The sequence below is a fragment of the Achromobacter spanius genome (assembly GCF_003994415.1).
GTDB classification, from domain to species: Bacteria; Pseudomonadota; Gammaproteobacteria; order Burkholderiales; family Burkholderiaceae_B; genus Achromobacter; species Achromobacter spanius_C.
The window spans coordinates 2,222,917-2,239,003 of the sequence record NZ_CP034689.1 but is presented as its reverse complement, the minus strand read 5'-3'; the positions used below and the strand labels follow the sequence as shown (position 1 = coordinate 2,239,003).

Sequence of the window (16,087 nt, the reverse complement as noted above, 5' to 3'; positions counted from 1 at the left end):
CACCGAGTCCTGGTACGCCTGTAGCTCGCAGCCCTCGTAGTGCTTAAGGACCGTCAGGCCCTCGTCGCTGATCGATCTTGGGCTGGCGGATGAGCCGGGCGACGATGCCGAGGGCGATGATTGCGATGCCGAACCACTTGACGTATCCAGGCGGGAAGGAATCCCGAATATCGACCGGAAGAAGGCCCCAAAGTTGAATCGCTGCATCTGGCACCGCCGTAATGTAAGAGAAGAAAGCCAGGGCAACCGCCTGGAGTTGGATCGATGTCATGCGCCAGAACTGGCGCCATTGGGGAATCAGCTTCATCGCACACACCTACTCATCGTTGAGAGTTTTTGACACATTGGTTGCCCCCCCTTTTGATAGCTGGGTGATCAGCTTCCAGGATTTGTCCTGCGTCTCCTGTTTGCTCTTGACCACGGCCATATCCGTCTTGATGTCTCCCACTCCCACGCTCAAACTATCGAGCTGGTTCACGCTGCGGGCGGCATTCCACGCGATGACCCCAAGAAGGCCACCGAAAAGCGGCGAGCCTACGGCCACCGCCACCGAAAACCATATGAAGAGCTTCGCAAGACTCGTCTTGACTTGGCCCATGTCTTTCTCAAGGACCGCTACGCGGGTTGGTATGTCGTTCATAACGTTCCTTCGGACGTAAAAAAAGCCGCTGAGCGGCTTATTGAGCGGTGCAGGCACAGGACGCGGAATTTTCTGGCTTCGTACATAGCTCTGCGATCTTTGTGTGCCCGAGAGCGCTAGGGTGTTGGTAATCCTGTTCCAGCGCCCAAAACGACGGCGCGCCGCTGGCCGGGGTTAGCCACGGCTGGCTGGCCCACCAAAGATTCAGCTGAATCGCATAGGCATCCAAAACCGGGACGCCCATCTCCTTACCCACCTGTTTCACCACGTTCACGTAGAACGGAAACTGCTGCAAGTATTCGGTGGACCAGAACGCCCAGGGCGTGATCAGCGTTACCGCCTTTCCCTCCGCTTGGATCTGGGTCACCATGCTGGTGATGTTATCGCGGTAGGTCGCCAGCGAAACCCGGCCGGGCTTGGGCTCAGTCCAGTAGCTGGAATAGTTGTAGGTCGGCGCAGATTCAATGAATGCGTCATTCGCCCCGAACATCACTGCCACGCATTCGGCCGATGTGGAAAGCACGTCGGTTTGCAAACGCGCCAAGCCCATCGTGGAAGTGTTGCCCCCCACGCCGGCATTAATCGCAGTGCGTCCGGTGGCTTGGGCCATCTTGTGGCAGTACGTGTCAGACACCACCAGCGGCGGCCGTGCCTGTGTCTGGCTGTCTCCGAAGCACAACAGGGACGCGGCCCCAGCCGGGATGGCAAAGAGGGCCAGAAGAAACAGTAAGAGTGTTCGCATTTGGACGCCAGTTGATTAGGGTTTTGGTCGGCCTAGCAGCGCGGTATTGCCACTGGCTTCCCATTCAAGGAATGCAGCATAATCGAAATTTTGCGGATCTCTTGGGATCACGGCGCCATCGGATAAGCGCTTGATAAATCCGCCTGGTAGGAGTTCGTACATATTCAATATTCCGCCGTCACATCAAACCCTGCGTAATAGAAGGAACCGCTGGCCGTGGCGTTAGCTACTTTGGATACGACCACAGTATTTGCCGTCTGTGGAGAAGCGCCGGCAAAAGACGTTGGGAAACCGCTTTCTCCATTGGAGGTCGTGCCGCTGACAGTAGGTGTGGCACGCATCGTTACCGGGAGCAAGCAGCTTGCGTAATAGGTGATTCCAGAAGTGGTATTGCCAGACCACATATAGCTGCTATTCGGCGCGCGCCAGAAGTACCGACGGCACAGGTCAAATTCAACCTCGTAAGGCCGATCGTCAAAGGGCGTCTGCTGGGTACCCATCTCAAGCTGAACTTGCCCCACTTCAAACGTGGCGGCATTTGTGCCGACCAAACGCACCGCGCCAGTGGTCCGCGTGGTTTCGGTCGATAGCCAGGTGTTTACCGCTCCTTCGTAGTTTGACCCGCTTCCCAGGTCAAAAATCACCTGCATGCCCAGCCCGGTATCGCGGACCCAATTGGCCAACCCCGACGAATCTATCGGGACAGTGATTCTTTTCAGTTCCCAAACGTTCGCTGCACCAATGGAAAAATTGGCGACATATGCCCTATAGGAAGGACTTCCACTGTTGAGGAAAGCCACACAATAGGTCCCGACAATTGAAGCCTTAACCCAGAACGACAGAGTGAAGGATCCGCCCCACAGGGTTCCCATAGCAAAGCTCAGGAGGTTTTGCCCTTCAACGGCTTGGGACAGGCGGTTTTTGTCCCCAGCGGCTGGAGATTCCGCCGCGTTCGATGTGACCCTCGCGGTGAATGCACCAGTGCGAGCCTGTCCATAGTCGCTAGACGCCATTTGCTGCGTTACGGTAATTGAGGACGACCCCGAGATCGTTGCGCGCCAGCGATCAGATACATAAGGGTTAGATGAGGCTGATGTAATTGGCCCAATCGACGTACCCCGCTGCCAAACTCGGAAGTCGCCGTTGATAATTTTGTTCTTGAAAGAGAACCCACCGCCCGAGAACCCGCCTTGGAAGTCCGACACGTATTGAGTGCCGTTCCAATAAAAGATCCCCTGCCCAGGCATGTACACAGGGCCGATATCGGAGCCCGGCAGCACCGTAACGGGTGTGATGCCGCCGCTACTCGTCTGCGCTCCAGAAATAGAATCCTGGCTCCAGATCAATGCGTCGTCGGCGTCCTTCAAGACGAAGGTATAGACCACGCCATCAGTCAGGAAAATGACCGCCTCGCCACGCGCATCCAGGATGACGGGATTCGTATTGGCCGCAAGCCCGCCTGCGTCCTGGTACGTCACCTGGGGCGTCGTGGTGCCATTGATGTACGTGTACAGCTTCCCGCCGACAAGAGGCCGACCATTCGAGTCGATGGCGCTGAATCGGGGGGAGATATAAGATTGCGGCATTGCAAGCCCCAGAAAGGAAAGCCCCGCTCTTGGCGGGGCTGCTATATTTGCGAAATGGAAAACTACCTGCCGATCCCGTTACTGGCTTATCTCGCTTTCGCTTTCGTGAAAGGGATATGGGATGGCTTTAAAGAATCACCGGGAGTTGGTCGGAGTTTTGACGCTCATCCCCAAAGACCCACCGACACTGATGGATGGGTAGAGGAGCCGATTCAGTCCGCTCATACCAGGGAGTGGTCGCGCCGGACTGGCTGCACGCTCGAGAGCAGAAAGCCCTGAGCCACCCTCATTCAGCAACAAGCGAGCCAGTCGGTTCTGGATATCCTCATTGCCGGAGCGCATCAAGGCATTCGCAGCGGCCTCAAGCCTGTTTCCAACCACGGCCCCAGCCGCACCGCCTGCCGGGCCGCCAAGCGCAAGCCCCAGCCCACCGCCAGCAATAGCACCCGGGCCAATCGCGCCAACCACGTCCCCCGTTTTCCCAGGAAGCATGGTTGATAGCAGGTTCTGCATCGCCAAGTTCTGAGCGGTGTTGGTCCCCAAGGATCGCCCTTTTTGCGCCTGCGCCTGCCGCAGCAGGTCGTCGCGGATATCGGTCAGCGCAGCAATCTTCTCTGCCGTGACCGATTTCGCCTCGTTCATGCCAGGCTTCTGTTGGGCCTTCTCCAGATTACGCAGCGCGTTCTGAACGCGAGCCAGCGTGATATCCCCTTGGGCATCCGTCAGGTTAAGCCCTTGTAGATACGACATCTGGTCAATATCTCGGGACGCAGCCGAATAGGCTTGCCGCGCCTCGGCATAGCCAGGGATTTCGCGGTCCATCATGTCGACCAGCCGTCCCTTCACTTGCAGGACGTTGGCGGCCTCGCCGTTTTTCCCAGCCCGCATCGCGGTGTTGATCTGGTCATCAAGAGCCATCTTGATGCGCTGCAAACCGACGCCGGAAACATAGGTATCCGGGGTGCCAATTTGGCCGCCGCGATTTGCATTCGTGCGGTTGATCACCTTGGTTTCCACCGAGCCGCCAGAGTTCTTGGCCATCCGCTCAGCTTCTGCGAAAGCGCTCTGGAAGGCCGGCGTGCGCTTGAGCGCGGCGTATTCCGTATTCGCGACCGGGATACCGACGTGCGTGTTCAGATAGTCGTCTGCCGCAGCCGCTGAGCGGGCGATCTTGGCCGATGCCAGATCATCGGCGCTGCCACGGATCGCGCTCATAGCGTCCTGGCGAGCAAGCTGATTGGCTTCCTCCCGTGCGACAAATGGCGTCGGCTCCAAGTCGCGGATAGTGCGTTGTAGGTTCGCAATCTTCGGGTTGCCGGTGATTTCCGCCATGGTAGGCTCCACACCTTCCACGAACTGGCCTACCCTCCCTTTCTGAGGGCCGCCCTGCGCCATCCGCGCCAAGATATTTTCGGCGATGCGTTGCCGGCCTGACTCAGAAAACGGTGCTACGGCGGCTTTTACATTGCGCCCGATGTAGCGCCCTGCCGACCCAACTGCTTGACCAAGCGCCGGGGTCACCGCGCCAAGAACCCCTCCGGCCACAGCGTTCCGGGCCGACTGCTCGTCGTAGTCGCCAACCGGCACCGGGGCCGTCGCACCATACCCGGCCCCGACCAGCCCACTACCAGCGCCAGTGCCTAGCGCCGCGCCCAGGCGGGGTGCCATCGGCAATGCACGCGCACCGAGTTGAGCGCCGGTCGTCATAGGAGCGGCCAAGGCAGAAGGTCCGCCCGCCATGGCAAAGGCCAGATTCCCCGCCAGGCGCCCCACGCCAGCCGCCGCAGACCCTGGTGTAGCTGCTTGGTAGTCTGCCTCACGCTGCGCGACTTCTGCGTCACGCGCGGCCACATTCGGTTGTGCGCTCGCAGACAGGTTCGTACCAGCCAACTGGTCGATAGCTCCCAGAATCTGCTGCCCCTGGTGCATAGAGGATTGCCCGAGGCCAGCCGGTACGTCGCCGAACCCCTGCGCGATGCCCTGGCCCATCTTGCGGACGCCGGCCCCGAGATCCTCAATAGCGCCCAGTACACCGGTGCGCCCCGGCTCTGGAGCGCGTGGAGAGCCACCCTCGGCTGCGGTAGCGGCCGGCTCATCCCACTGGACTTTCGAAACGTCAATCGCCGGATCGGCTGATTTCGTAGCAGGCTCATCCCATTGCACTTTGCTCGGGTCAATCTTGGGCACTGGCGCGGCCTCCGCAGTGGGAATCACAGCATTCAGGGCTTGCTCAATGAAGCCTTGCGAGCGCTTCGGTTGGGCGTAGGGGGACGACGGCAAACTGGCCCAAGTGGACCCAAGCTTTCCGAAAGCGGACGCTGTGTCTCCGTTCAAGACATCCTGCAACGCACCCGCGCGATTGATCAATTCCAGCGCGGCGATATCCTGGCTGCGTGGGCTGAAATCCTTCAACCCTAGCTTGCTGGACACATCGTCCCAAGTCGGCTTGAGGAACTGGTACGCGCCGGCCGCGCTCGTCTTGTTCCTCTTGCCATCGGTCTGCGTGAACGAGGCCATCGTATTGGGGTGGGCATCCAATGAATCAAACGTGCCCCCGCCAAAGGCGATGCGGTACGGGTCGGCGATCTTCTCCCCTACCGTGCCTTCCGCCTGGCCAATCGTGCGCAGGACCTTCTGCACATTTGGGTTAGACAGGTACCCCGCGAGTTCTTCAACGGTTGCCATGGTCAGTCCGCGTATTCAACAGAGCCATCGGAATATTCGACTACCTTTCGGCCATCCAGGGTGCCAGTGCGGGCCACCGCTCGCGCGGCCGTGGGAGCCGGCGACAGCACGCCTCCCGCGCCGGTAGGCTGTGGGCCAGTCGTCGGATTCTGCCTGCCGCCAGAGGTCAAGTTGTCCCGCGCGACACCCGGGACACCGGCCAGGATCCCTCGCGCAGCAAGATCCCGGTTGCGCGCTTTCTGCTCAATGACTTCATCAGTATCTCCGGACTGCGGGAAGTATTGCTGCTCTGCGTTGGCAAATTCATCCGGCGAAATCACTGCGCCAGACTCCTTGCGCAGAACCGCGTTGATGAAGTCACGCTTGGCCTGGTTGAACTTCTGGACATTGGCTGGCGCCATCCAGTTTTTAATCGTCCGGCCGATGCCGTCTCCGCCAAGCGTCTGCGCTTGCAGGAAGTTCACTCCCTCTTTCCCGTCCGGGGGGGAGACAAGGTTGTTGATGATCTTGTCCGCTTCCTGCGCTCGGGTGCCGAATAGCAAATCCTTGCTCTGGCCTTCGGTCAGCTTAGGAGTTTGGCCACCCTGAGTGATAGTGGCGGTGCCATCCGGGTTCGTCATGATGGTCATGCCGTCGCTGCGCGCCTTCGGGCCGAAGCCCTCGACAGGCTTAATGGAGCCGTCGCCGTAGCGCTGCGCAAGGATGGGAGCGCCGTTCGGACCGGTAGCCTCAAACGGCTGGCCCACCGGGCCAGTCTTCCCAGCTTCCAGCCTCTGACGCTGCAAGTTCAGCGATTCCTGCTTGTACAGCATGTCGAACTGGTCCATCTGACTCATGGTGCGGGCCAGCGCCTGCTGCACGAAGGCCGGGTCGTAGTTGGCCGGAAATTGCGACACGTCGATACCGTACTGCTGTGCCTGCTGCTTGGCAGCCTGGTAGCTCTGCTCGTCGCGCACGCCCTGCAACAGCCGGCCCTGGATTTCCATGCTCTGCTTGGCCGCCTGCATGCGGCGCGCATCCGCTTGGCCCTGGCTGGCGTCCTGCTGGTTCGCCAAACCAGCGTATTGGGCCACGGATCCAGGCGCAGCTTGCGCGATGGCCGGCAACGCCGCACGGTTGAAACTGCCGTCTGCGCCAAACGTTCCAGGCTGGCGCAGCACATCCGCCAGGGCATTGCGCTCGCCAATCTGGCGTTCCTGCTCGCCGACCTGAGACTGCGCGGACCGCAGGCGCGTGGCGTTGAACAGCGCATTGATCGGGTTTTCGATCTGCGGGCCTTGCGCTTGCAATGGGATTCGGGTGTCAAGTTGCATGATGTCTCCTACTAGTTGGCCCAGCTGGCGCCGTACAACCCATTGAGGTTGCCGAACGCCGGACCACTCGGCGTGTAGCCGCTCTGCCGCGTCATGGCTGCGTAGTTCAGGCCGGCGTTTGCCAAGCCACCCAATCCCTGATTCAGCGCGTTGGACTGCCCCACGGCGCCAGCAGCGGCGGCATTCGCACCCTGCGCCAAGTTGTTTCCGACCTGGTTCGCATAGTTCTGGCCCACGCCCGCCAGCGCAGACGCCGACGACTGCCCCATGCCAGCCAGCGCAGCCAAGCGGTTGTACTGGTTCGTCTGGTCGGTGTTGAACCGGCTGTAGGCGTTCCCGTATTCCTGCGAAGCCTGGCCCGAGCTGTAGGCGATGGCGTCCTTCAGCGCGCGGCCAGAGTTGAGGTTGCCCGTCGCCGCCGCCATGTTGCTCAGCGCGTTGTTCCCCTGATCCAAGCGGAACTGGTACCCGGGATCGGTCTGCCAGTCCGTTTCGCTGAAGCGCTTGAGCAACCAGCCATAGTTCGGGTCGCTCTTGGCCGCATTCTGCTGGGCAAGACGCTGTTGCACTGCGGCGTTCAAACCGGCTTCATCAACCGTGTCAGACGTGGCGCCCTGCGGGTCGGCATACACCCATTTGGAACTCGTGCCCCCAGCGTCCCCGCCCATGATGTATTCGAGTTGATAGCCCCAGCGGTTCGCCTGGGGATCAAACCCCCATTGCGCGTTGGAATATCCCCGGTCGCGCGCGTTGGTGAGCAACGATGCCAGCGGAGGCGGGCTGCCCGATTGGCCGGCAGTCGTGTACTGGCCCATCAGCTCGTTGCGGATTTCCTGCTCGGTCAGATCTCGACCGCCAGTCCCAGAACCCAGGCCAAGGCGGAACAGCAGCGCGTTCAGGCCCGCGCCGCCGGCATTCAGATACGGCTGAAAGTTCTCGGTGTTGCGGTCGTAAATCTGCTGCTGAAGCGCGTTCGCGTCCTGTGCGGCCTGCTGCTGGCCGGCAGCAGCATCGCCCGCGGCGTCTGCTGCCATAGCGCTACCAGCCAGGCCTGCGGCTGCGGATACCCCTACTGCGGCGGCTACCATATCAGTCCCCGATCCACGCGCTGTACGTGGTTTCTACGTGTTCGAACCCCATCCGTTTGAACAGGGAGCCAATATCCATGTGGGCTTTGGTGCCCACAAACCAGCGCTGCACGCCGCGCCGCTTCAATTCCGCCTTGACCGCGTTCAGCAAGATCAGCCCGCCGCGCCCGCCGCGCTTGTCCTTGCGCAGATACATGATGTCCATGTGGCAGGTCAGGCAGGAGCGGTAATGCAGGCCGGGTGCCACGAAGCCCACGAAGTAGCCGACCAATTCTCCCGCATCGCGCAGCGTCACAAACGTGACTTCGCCGCGCGCATCACGTTGCAGGTAAATGTCGTACTGCGGGCCCAGCGGCACCTTGTCCTTGTTCAACGCCAGTTCTTCCCAATGCAGGGGGAACAGCGGCTTGAGTTCTTCCAGGCGCGCGGTCAGGCTTTCTACTTGGGCGGTCAGCATCGCTATTCCTTCGTGCGCGGCAGACGAATGTCGACAACCATAGAAACGCGGTCGTCGGCGCTGTTGTTCACCACTTCATGGGTCAGCGCGTTGTTGAACCAGAAGCAGTCGCCCGTATTCATGTTGATCTGTTCGGCGGCGTCACCTTCACCGCAGCGCAGGATGGCACCCGGCAGGCCGTGCAGCACAATGTGGAACCGCGTGTAATACCGCGTCTGTTCCGGGGTGTCGGCGTGCGGGAAGATGCGACCGCCCGCACAAACCTTGTTGATCATCACGCGGCCCAGGCGCTCACCCTGAACCCGGGCCATCAGGTCAAACACCAGCTTGCGAGCCTCTGGCAGGGCCGCCAAGGCGGGATAATTCACCGCCTCGTACTGGTCATACCCCGCAAGCTGATTCGCCTTGTAGGCCTCGATCTGCTCTTCCGTGAGGCCTTCCTCCTTCTCAGGGAAGCGGATCATGATGGTTTCCGTCTGCCCAAACGGCCCCTGCGGATACTTTCGCAAGAACGTGTCTTCATGCCACAGGTGCGGCTGACGGCGGATAGCCAGCATCAACGGGTTCACGTCGACGCCATGCGCCAGGAAGTGGAAATTCTGCATTTTTGGTCTCGGTTCAGCGCGACACGGCGGTAATCGTGGGCGCAACGGTGTAGGTAATGACGACCTGGTCGCCGGGATTCAGGGGGATAAGCTGGTTCGCGCCCACCGCCAGCGTGCTAGCGCCACGCTTGAAGGCAATCGATGAAACGGTGCCGCCCGCCACATGCAGGGACATGCGGTCGGCGGCGGTATAGGTCATGGGGGAGGCGGTGGCGGGGACTACTGCGGGCGCATCGTCAACCGAATACGCCTGCCGCAAGATGCGCTTGAGATTGCGGAAAAACGCCAGCGTTTGGCGCGACTGGAAGGTCTGGGATTGCTGAGAACCCTGGCGGTCCTCAGCGAACGCGGCAGTGTTGCCGAGCAGTTGCAGTTCTTCCATTACCACTGCCCCGCCACGGCATCCACATACGCACCCAAGATCACCACAGGCACCGGGTCCGACACACTGAACTCAAACACGCGGTTTCGGCCAGACCCAAGGCGATGGAAGCGGCACCGCGCCGAATACTGGCCTATCTTGCCAAGCGTGGCTGTACTCCGGTTGCTCCAAGTGTGGCCGGAGTCGTCGGAATACCTGAGCATTCCAACCGGGTCACTGCCTTGCCCGGTCGACGGAGACACTCCAACTTGAACGTCTACCTGCAATGCTTTGAATACCATCCGCTTTTGATTCTGCGTGATGGCCGGAGACGAACGCAGGCGCAGGATGGCATCGCCATCGTCGGTATAGCTGCTCAAATCCAACTCATACAGGCGCCCGTTCTGCCAGTCGCCCACAATGTGGTGACCGTTGAACATTGCGTGGCAGTTGGACCGGTGTCGCGTCAGTTCGCCAGTTGACGGGACCATGTAGGCCCGCTCATGCCACGTTTGGCTGGCAACGTCGTACACCCACGTCGCATTCCCGGTGGGGAACGTCAGCACATAGAAAAGGTGCCCTTCCTGCTGATAGACGTAGGCAACCGCGTCATCGATTCGCTCGTACTGAGAAATGGCGTACTCGACACCATGATTCGATATCCGTACTGGCGTGGCACCGCCCCGCGTCTGCCAAACGATCCCATGCCCAAGGTCATCACGCCCAAGCCATACCACGCTGTTATCGATGCTGGCCGGGCTGAACACCGCGGCGCACCCCTGTTGCATCGAGCTGTTAGGGCTGTTGGCAAACCCCTGGGCGTCAGCGACAAAGATCTGCGTGGTCGTCTCGCCAAACACATACAGCTCTTGATGGTCGGCCATGTGCGAGACGATGTTGTCAGGCGACGCATCCGCGCTGGCGAAGTCCAGGCCATCCCAGACGCGTACGTCGCCAATCTTGGACCATGACATGGTTTGCGACTGCGGTGCTTCAACCAAGAAACGGTTAAGCAGGTACGAGATACGTCGGCACCCGGTCGGAAACTCGGAATCCGTAATCTGCCCGAACGTCAGCGATGGAAAGTCGTAGTAGTAACCGCCGACGCCATCCACAATCGCCAGTTGTGTTTCGTTCTTCGCCATAGACACCGGCCCGGTGCTAGTCGCGAGGACACCGATAATGGTGGCCACGAAGCTGTCAGACACTGAAAACAGCGTGTTCCCCGATACCACCCATAAAAGCCCTTCGAACTGAAGCACCCCACGGATCTCGGTCTGGCCGTTTGGCATTTGCAGCTTCTGGGTCAATCCGGGCGTGCAAAACAATGCCGCTGGGGACTTGGCACCAGCCATGCCAAGCTCAAGGAACAGATTCACGCATCGCTGAGCGCTGAAATTCAGGCTGCGCGCTTCGTAGGCCTGCCCGACGAAGGGGATAGCAAGCTCTGCCATCATTGGCCCGCGAAGATGTTGAACCGGCGCCCGACTTGCAGATCAAGGGGCACATCAAGCACAGGCGTCTCGCGGTTCACGCGCTTGATGTTCGCGCGCGCACGAATGCCAGTCTTGATAACGGCGGTCGGCAGATCGACCAGTCCCGGGGACAACTCTTCGGCAAGCGAATATTCCAATGCTCGGCGACATCCTGGAGCCAACTGGATGTCGGTACCCAAGTCGCCAAATTCTGCCAACTGCTGCCAGAGCGGCAAGTGCAACTCGTATGCGCCAGCCGGCAGCGGCCAAAAGAACAGCGTGCCGAACGGGTAGGCGCGCTCGTAGTAGACCGCGCTGGGAAAACTTGACCCGGTGGTCTTGAGCATGATCTGGGCGTACTGAACGCGGTCGATGCCAGCAACCTGGTAATCGATCCCGCCAGAGCGCACGAATACCCCGCGCTCGATCTTGAGCGGCACCGGCACGTCAATCTGCTGCCCCGGGCCAATCTTCACCGTCTGCTGGTTCGGCGCCATGGCGTATACCAGTTCGTCAATCTGGTAGACGAAAAACTCTTCGGTCCGCCAGGAATCGATCATGGTGTTCAGCACTTCGAGTGCGTCCACCTCCATCGTGCCGGGCAACGCCTGCCCGGGGTCTTTCACGCCCAAGAGCGTGTAGGCCCGGTTGACGATCTCAAGCGCTGTCGTCATGGTCTTTGATCGCCTTGGCCAACTTGTCGGCGCCCCAACGCTTGTCAAATTTGATGCCCAAACCGGCAGCTTTGGCGCGCAACTCGTCCAGTTCGCTGGGCACTTCTTCGGCTTCGAATGCTGCGGGCGTATCAGCCCAGCCGTCAGCCAGGGCCGCCTTGACATCATCCGCAGAGCGGAAAATCCTCGGCGATTCGGTGCGGTGATAGAGCCAGGTATCCATATGGGACTCCCGCCGCGCCCAGGCGAACCCAGGCGCGGCACAAGGGATTGATGCGGCTTAGTTGGGGACGCGGACAGCCCACTCAGGGCGCAGCGCAGCGAACCCGGCCAGGATGTCGAAGCGGCACAGGCGCTTGTTGTTCGTGATGTCAAAGCCACGAACGAAGCGCATCGAGACGCCATCGACAGCCATGCGGGAGGCCATGTCCATGCCGCGCGGCAGAGGCATGTCAACCGTCACCAGTGTGAACGCATCCTTGTGATGCAGGATGTTCTGCGCGGCGCTGGTGCCAGCCGTGCCGATGACCGTGATCGCGGCGTTGTCGGCAGGCGAGTTCGACACCGTGGCATACGAACCGCCAACAATGATGGCCGGCGAGATCGTCACCGTCGCGTTGCCCAAAGCGTCCGAACTGGCGTTTGCGCGCACCACGAACTGCTGCAAGGCGCCCGTGGACACCTTGTTTTCGGGGTTCAGCGCGAACACGCCAGCGATGGTGAACACGTCGCCTTCGTTCAGGCGCAGGGCCGCCGCCGCCGTCCAGCCGTCCGTAACCAGCGCCGTGGTGGACGCATACGGGTTGTCCGTGGCGCCGACCGCGATGGTGCCTTGGCCTGCGCCGTTGACCAGCGGAGTGCCACCCAGCGGGCCGACCGTGTGCGTGGGCAGGTTCTGGGACATCTGGAAGTCCATGCCCAGGTTGGTTTCCATCAGGCCGCGACGCATCTGCTTGCCTTGCGTGGCCTGGTCGTTGAACAACCCGGCCATGCCACCGACAAGCTTGGAGTTCGCCAGCGGGGTCAGCGCCAACTGGCGATCGCCATCACGCGGAGCCGCGTTGTTGTCCAGGAAGACCGCCGCATCCAACGCCGCCTGAGCGGTGGCCGGAGGCGTACCGGGCGTGCCGGAGTAGTTGAACACCTGCTTGTACAGCGCGCCGATCCGCACATCCAACTCGGTCGCCAGGCGCTTGCCGGCCGGCTGCAAATAGCGCTCGCTGAACTTGTCGATCTTCAGCGTCAGATCGAAATCGCTGAAATCGAAGTCGATGCCAAATTCCGGGTTGATGGTGATCGGCACCTTCGTTTCGTTGATGTCCTGAAACGATGCGGTCGCGCCGTCGCGGATGGTGTATTGCACCGGGCGGCGGACGTTGACCGTAGCGCCGGCTTTGGCGCCTTCTTGGGCGAATTGACTGTCGTATTCGCGGTTGATGGAGCCGAGGAATGCGCTCTCGTTGTGGATGATCCGCAGGGTTTCTGCGGTGATGATGTCCGAGGTGATGAAATTGTCAGCCATGACTGTTCCTTATTTGGTTCGCACTTGGGCGTTGCGCCACGCGATCCAACCCTCGGGGTCTTTGCCGGGGTCGGGGCCGCCCGCCGTCGCAGTCGGTTTCACCGGCTGGATGGGCTTTGGCGCGCTGCTGGTTTTGGGGGGGGCTTCTTTGGCGCCCATATCGCGTTCGATGAGGGCAAGACGCCGCACTTGCTGCCGCGGGGAAAGGTCCGCGAGTTCGTCCGCGAGATCCGGATTGCTGGCGATGTGATGAAGCAACGCCGCAGGGCTATCCGAATCCAGAATTGCCTCCATGAACGGCGTGGGGCCATCCTTGGTGAAGGTCGGGATGTCCGCCGACAACTCCGCGAACTTGTCCATGAAGTCGGGGAATTCCTTGGCCCCGACACGGGCAATTTCGTTACAGCGGTCGTTGACTGCCTTCGCTTCGGCAACCTGAACTGCTCGACGGTTGATTTCCTGCTCGGTCAACTGAGAGGCGTCAGCCTGGGGTTCTGCGGGCCGCTGGCGAAGCTGTTGGAGTTCGGCCTGGGTCTGGTACTTCTCCCGGGTCAAACGGTCCACGCGACGCTTTAGCGCACGGGCTTCACGCTCGGCTTGCGTAAGCTCGGGCTTCTGCTGGTCTGCAGTGCCTTCAGGGTTTTCCGGTTCCGCCTGGGCCGGGGTAATCGTGGCGGGATCAGTCGAAGGGATTTGAGCCGCTTCGACAGGCGCGGCTTGGCTTTCAATAGTCATAGCTCTCGGCTAAGTGGGTCATCGCGCGTCCCCGCGAAGTGGGGTAAAACTCAGGACGTAAAAAAACCGCCCGGAGGCGGTTGGTTCATGTTGGTGGGAGGCAAGCCAGGCGGGGCCATCGGCAGCCCACCAGGCGGCATCTGTGGTGCCATCGGGGGCTGCATGGGCGGGGCTTGCGGCTCAGGCGGAATAGGCGGGCTGGTCAGCAACTGTTGAACGGTCTGAAGCACCAGTGCTTGGATCTCTTGCGGCCCCATCGCGGGCTGCATGATCGCCATGCGCTCGGTTTCGGCCTTATAGGCATCAATCGCGCGGTCCTTGTCGGCCTCGGCCATTTTGCGCATCGCCTCGACAGAGTCCGATTCCAGCTTCTGCTGCGCTTCTTGCAACATCTGCTGCATCTGCTCCATCTGCTGCTTCATGTTCTGCATCTGGGCTTGGATAGCAGCAGGGATCTCCTGATCCCCTTGGGCCAGCGCCTGCACAGGAGGCGGCGCCATGGCCAGCAGCATCTTGCTCACCTTGTCGGCGTTCGGCCAATCCTGCATCTTTGCCCACTCAGGCCCCAGCACCGCGAAGGCTTGCGGGTTGCCTTGCAGGATCTGGCCAATAGCCTCTGCTGACTCCTGCCGAAGCGTCGAATATGACGGGCCGACCTTCACGCGAACGTCATATTGCCCCACAGCAGGATTGATGACCATGGCATCGGCCGTCTTCTGCTTGGCCTGCTCCATCTCCGGGTTGATCTCGACCGCCTCAACGCTGCCGTCGTCACCCGTGATGCGCGCGACCCGCGCCGTGTCGTAGATTCTGGGGATCATGTCGACGATGATGCGGCCCAGATGCTCGATCGAGCGCGACAGGTTGTCGATGTAGTGATAGTTGGCGGTGTCGCCTTCACGCTGGCGGGCATTGATCGCGCGCCCGCTTGTTTCATTGCTCGGCGCGCCCAAGTTCGCCCGGTACATGCCGATGCTGGCTTGGATGTCAGACAGCGCCAGCGCACCACCCTGAATGAACGACGCGCCCACAGGGGGCGGTCCCTGGCGGGCGGGCGGTGGCAACTGCCGGCCCTCGCCATCCAGGGCGTTGTACGGCAGGTATGCCCGGTTCGACGTGTTCGCGGTCGCCCACTCGTCCTGGAAGTTCTCAACCGACTCCCACGGCAGCACAAACGGCGCCTTGGGCTGCAACGCCACCTGCTCGATGTACGAGGTGCGCTCGTAGTTGTAGGCCCTCTGCGAGTCCATCATGCGCCGCGTCATGCCGCAGATGTAGCGCCGGCCTTCCACATATACCTCGTAGCCCAGCACCGGGATCAGCGGTATGAAGCGGCTGGGGAAATCCGTCTCTTCCAGGATCTCCATGCCGCTCATCTTGACCCACTTGACCTCGACCTGCGTTGACGGGAACGTGGCCTCAACCATCGGGCGCAGGCCAGTCTCTTCGGCCAAGCGCCAGTATTCGTCCTCGGTCACCGTCATGCGCTCGCCACCAGGGCCTGCGATGACCAGGTTGTTGACCTTCGTCTCAACCTTGTAGAAATACTCGCAGACACGCACCGAATCGTCCGCGATCCAGCCGTCCATGCGGTCGGTGGACTCCCATGAAACAACCGACGCCTTCGGGTAAAGCTCCTTGTACGCCTTCTTAGTCAGCACGGTTTCAACGAAGCCGCGGCTCGCGTCGCTGCCGTCAGGTTCCTGAGAATTGGCGTCAATGATCACCGACAGTGGGTCATGCACGCGCTTGATGCGGATTTCCTGCTCATTGCGCTCGGCCTGAACGATCTCAGGCACCACGCGCAGCCAGCCCAGCCCAATGCGGGCCGCGTACTCCTGCGCAGTGTCGTAAGCGATGCTGGCGCGGCTCGAATACTCGATGTGCCGAATCATCCCTTCGAGCTTCTCGGCCACCTCGACATCGGCGCCAGAATCGACCGGGATAACCTTGATGCCTGGCTTGTTCTGCCGGCTGTCGTTCACAACCTGGGCGATGTACTGATTCGTCTGGTCGAACGTCAGGCACGGGCGAGCGCCGCCCTCAGACTGCTCGCGGGCGCGACGCACGGCATCGTCCCACTGTTCCGGGCATGCCGGATTGGAAAACCTCAGGTCTTCCAGCATGCGCTCGCGGTTGTCGCGAAACGCCTCCTGGTCTTCCTTGAAGCATTCCTTCGCTTTTTGGAGCAAGTCTTGGGGCAT

At 60.9% G+C, this 16,087-nt stretch carries 16 protein-coding genes; all 16 read right to left on the bottom strand.

The window, feature by feature from the left end; translation table 11 throughout:
• Nucleotides 1-43 precede the first annotated feature (43 nt).
• Nucleotides 44-307: a hypothetical protein gene (locus ELS24_RS10305; protein WP_127184036.1), complete on the bottom strand. Its 264-nt coding sequence runs from the start codon at nt 305-307 to the stop codon at nt 44-46.
• A 9-nt stretch (nt 308-316) separates the two neighbouring features.
• A complete protein-coding gene (locus ELS24_RS10300; RefSeq protein ID WP_127184035.1) occupies nt 317-598 on the bottom strand; it encodes a hypothetical protein in 282 nt (93 codons plus the stop codon).
• 79 nt (nt 599-677) lie between these two features.
• A complete protein-coding gene (locus tag ELS24_RS10295; RefSeq protein WP_127184034.1) occupies nt 678-1,382 on the bottom strand; it encodes an SGNH/GDSL hydrolase family protein in 705 nt (234 codons plus the stop codon).
• A gap of 164 nt (nt 1,383-1,546) precedes the next feature.
• Complete coding sequence (locus ELS24_RS10290; RefSeq protein WP_127184033.1) at nt 1,547-2,968, bottom strand: hypothetical protein; 1,422 nt, start codon at nt 2,966-2,968, stop codon at nt 1,547-1,549.
• Nucleotides 2,969-3,103: 135 nt separating this feature from the next.
• A complete protein-coding gene (locus ELS24_RS10285; RefSeq protein WP_127184032.1) occupies nt 3,104-5,653 on the bottom strand; it encodes a glycoside hydrolase family 24 protein in 2,550 nt (849 codons plus the stop codon).
• A 2-nt stretch (nt 5,654-5,655) separates the two neighbouring features.
• Nucleotides 5,656-6,966 carry a hypothetical protein gene (locus tag ELS24_RS10280; protein ID WP_127184031.1) on the bottom strand — a complete coding sequence of 437 codons (1,311 nt, stop codon included), beginning with the start codon at nt 6,964-6,966 and terminating at the stop codon, nt 5,656-5,658.
• A gap of 11 nt (nt 6,967-6,977) precedes the next feature.
• Nucleotides 6,978-8,000, bottom strand: a complete 1,023-nt coding sequence (locus tag ELS24_RS10275) for a hypothetical protein (protein WP_127184030.1) — start codon at nt 7,998-8,000, stop codon at nt 6,978-6,980.
• A 55-nt stretch (nt 8,001-8,055) separates the two neighbouring features.
• On the bottom strand, nt 8,056-8,511 hold the full coding sequence (locus ELS24_RS10270) for a GNAT family N-acetyltransferase (RefSeq protein WP_127184029.1): 456 nt from the start codon (nt 8,509-8,511) through the stop codon (nt 8,056-8,058).
• Between the two features lie 2 nt (nt 8,512-8,513).
• Entirely contained in the window at nt 8,514-9,080 is a 567-nt protein-coding gene (locus ELS24_RS10265; RefSeq protein WP_240669478.1) for an aspartyl/asparaginyl beta-hydroxylase domain-containing protein, read from the bottom strand.
• A 49-nt stretch (nt 9,081-9,129) separates the two neighbouring features.
• Nucleotides 9,130-9,498, bottom strand: coding sequence for a hypothetical protein (locus ELS24_RS10260; protein WP_127184027.1), 369 nt, complete (start codon nt 9,496-9,498; stop codon nt 9,130-9,132).
• Nucleotides 9,498-10,934, bottom strand: a complete 1,437-nt coding sequence (locus ELS24_RS10255; protein WP_127184026.1) for a hypothetical protein — start codon at nt 10,932-10,934, stop codon at nt 9,498-9,500. Before ELS24_RS10255 ends, ELS24_RS10260 begins: the two co-directional genes overlap by 1 nt.
• Nucleotides 10,931-11,626 carry a hypothetical protein gene (locus tag ELS24_RS10250; RefSeq protein WP_127184025.1) on the bottom strand — a complete coding sequence of 232 codons (696 nt, stop codon included), beginning with the start codon at nt 11,624-11,626 and terminating at the stop codon, nt 10,931-10,933. The genes ELS24_RS10255 and ELS24_RS10250 overlap by 4 nt, the downstream gene beginning before the upstream one ends.
• A complete protein-coding gene (locus ELS24_RS10245) occupies nt 11,610-11,849 on the bottom strand; it encodes a hypothetical protein (RefSeq protein WP_127184024.1) in 240 nt (79 codons plus the stop codon). Before ELS24_RS10245 ends, ELS24_RS10250 begins: the two co-directional genes overlap by 17 nt.
• A 57-nt stretch (nt 11,850-11,906) precedes the next feature.
• Complete coding sequence (locus ELS24_RS10240; protein ID WP_127184023.1) at nt 11,907-13,148, bottom strand: P22 phage major capsid protein family protein; 1,242 nt, start codon at nt 13,146-13,148, stop codon at nt 11,907-11,909.
• Between the two features lie 9 nt (nt 13,149-13,157).
• Nucleotides 13,158-13,883: a hypothetical protein gene (locus ELS24_RS10235; RefSeq protein WP_127184022.1), complete on the bottom strand. Its 726-nt coding sequence runs from the start codon at nt 13,881-13,883 to the stop codon at nt 13,158-13,160.
• Nucleotides 13,884-13,933: 50 nt separating this feature from the next.
• The gene (locus ELS24_RS10230) at nt 13,934-16,087 is read right to left on the bottom strand and encodes a portal protein (RefSeq protein WP_127184021.1); all 2,154 of its coding nucleotides are present in this window, start codon (nt 16,085-16,087) and stop codon (nt 13,934-13,936) included.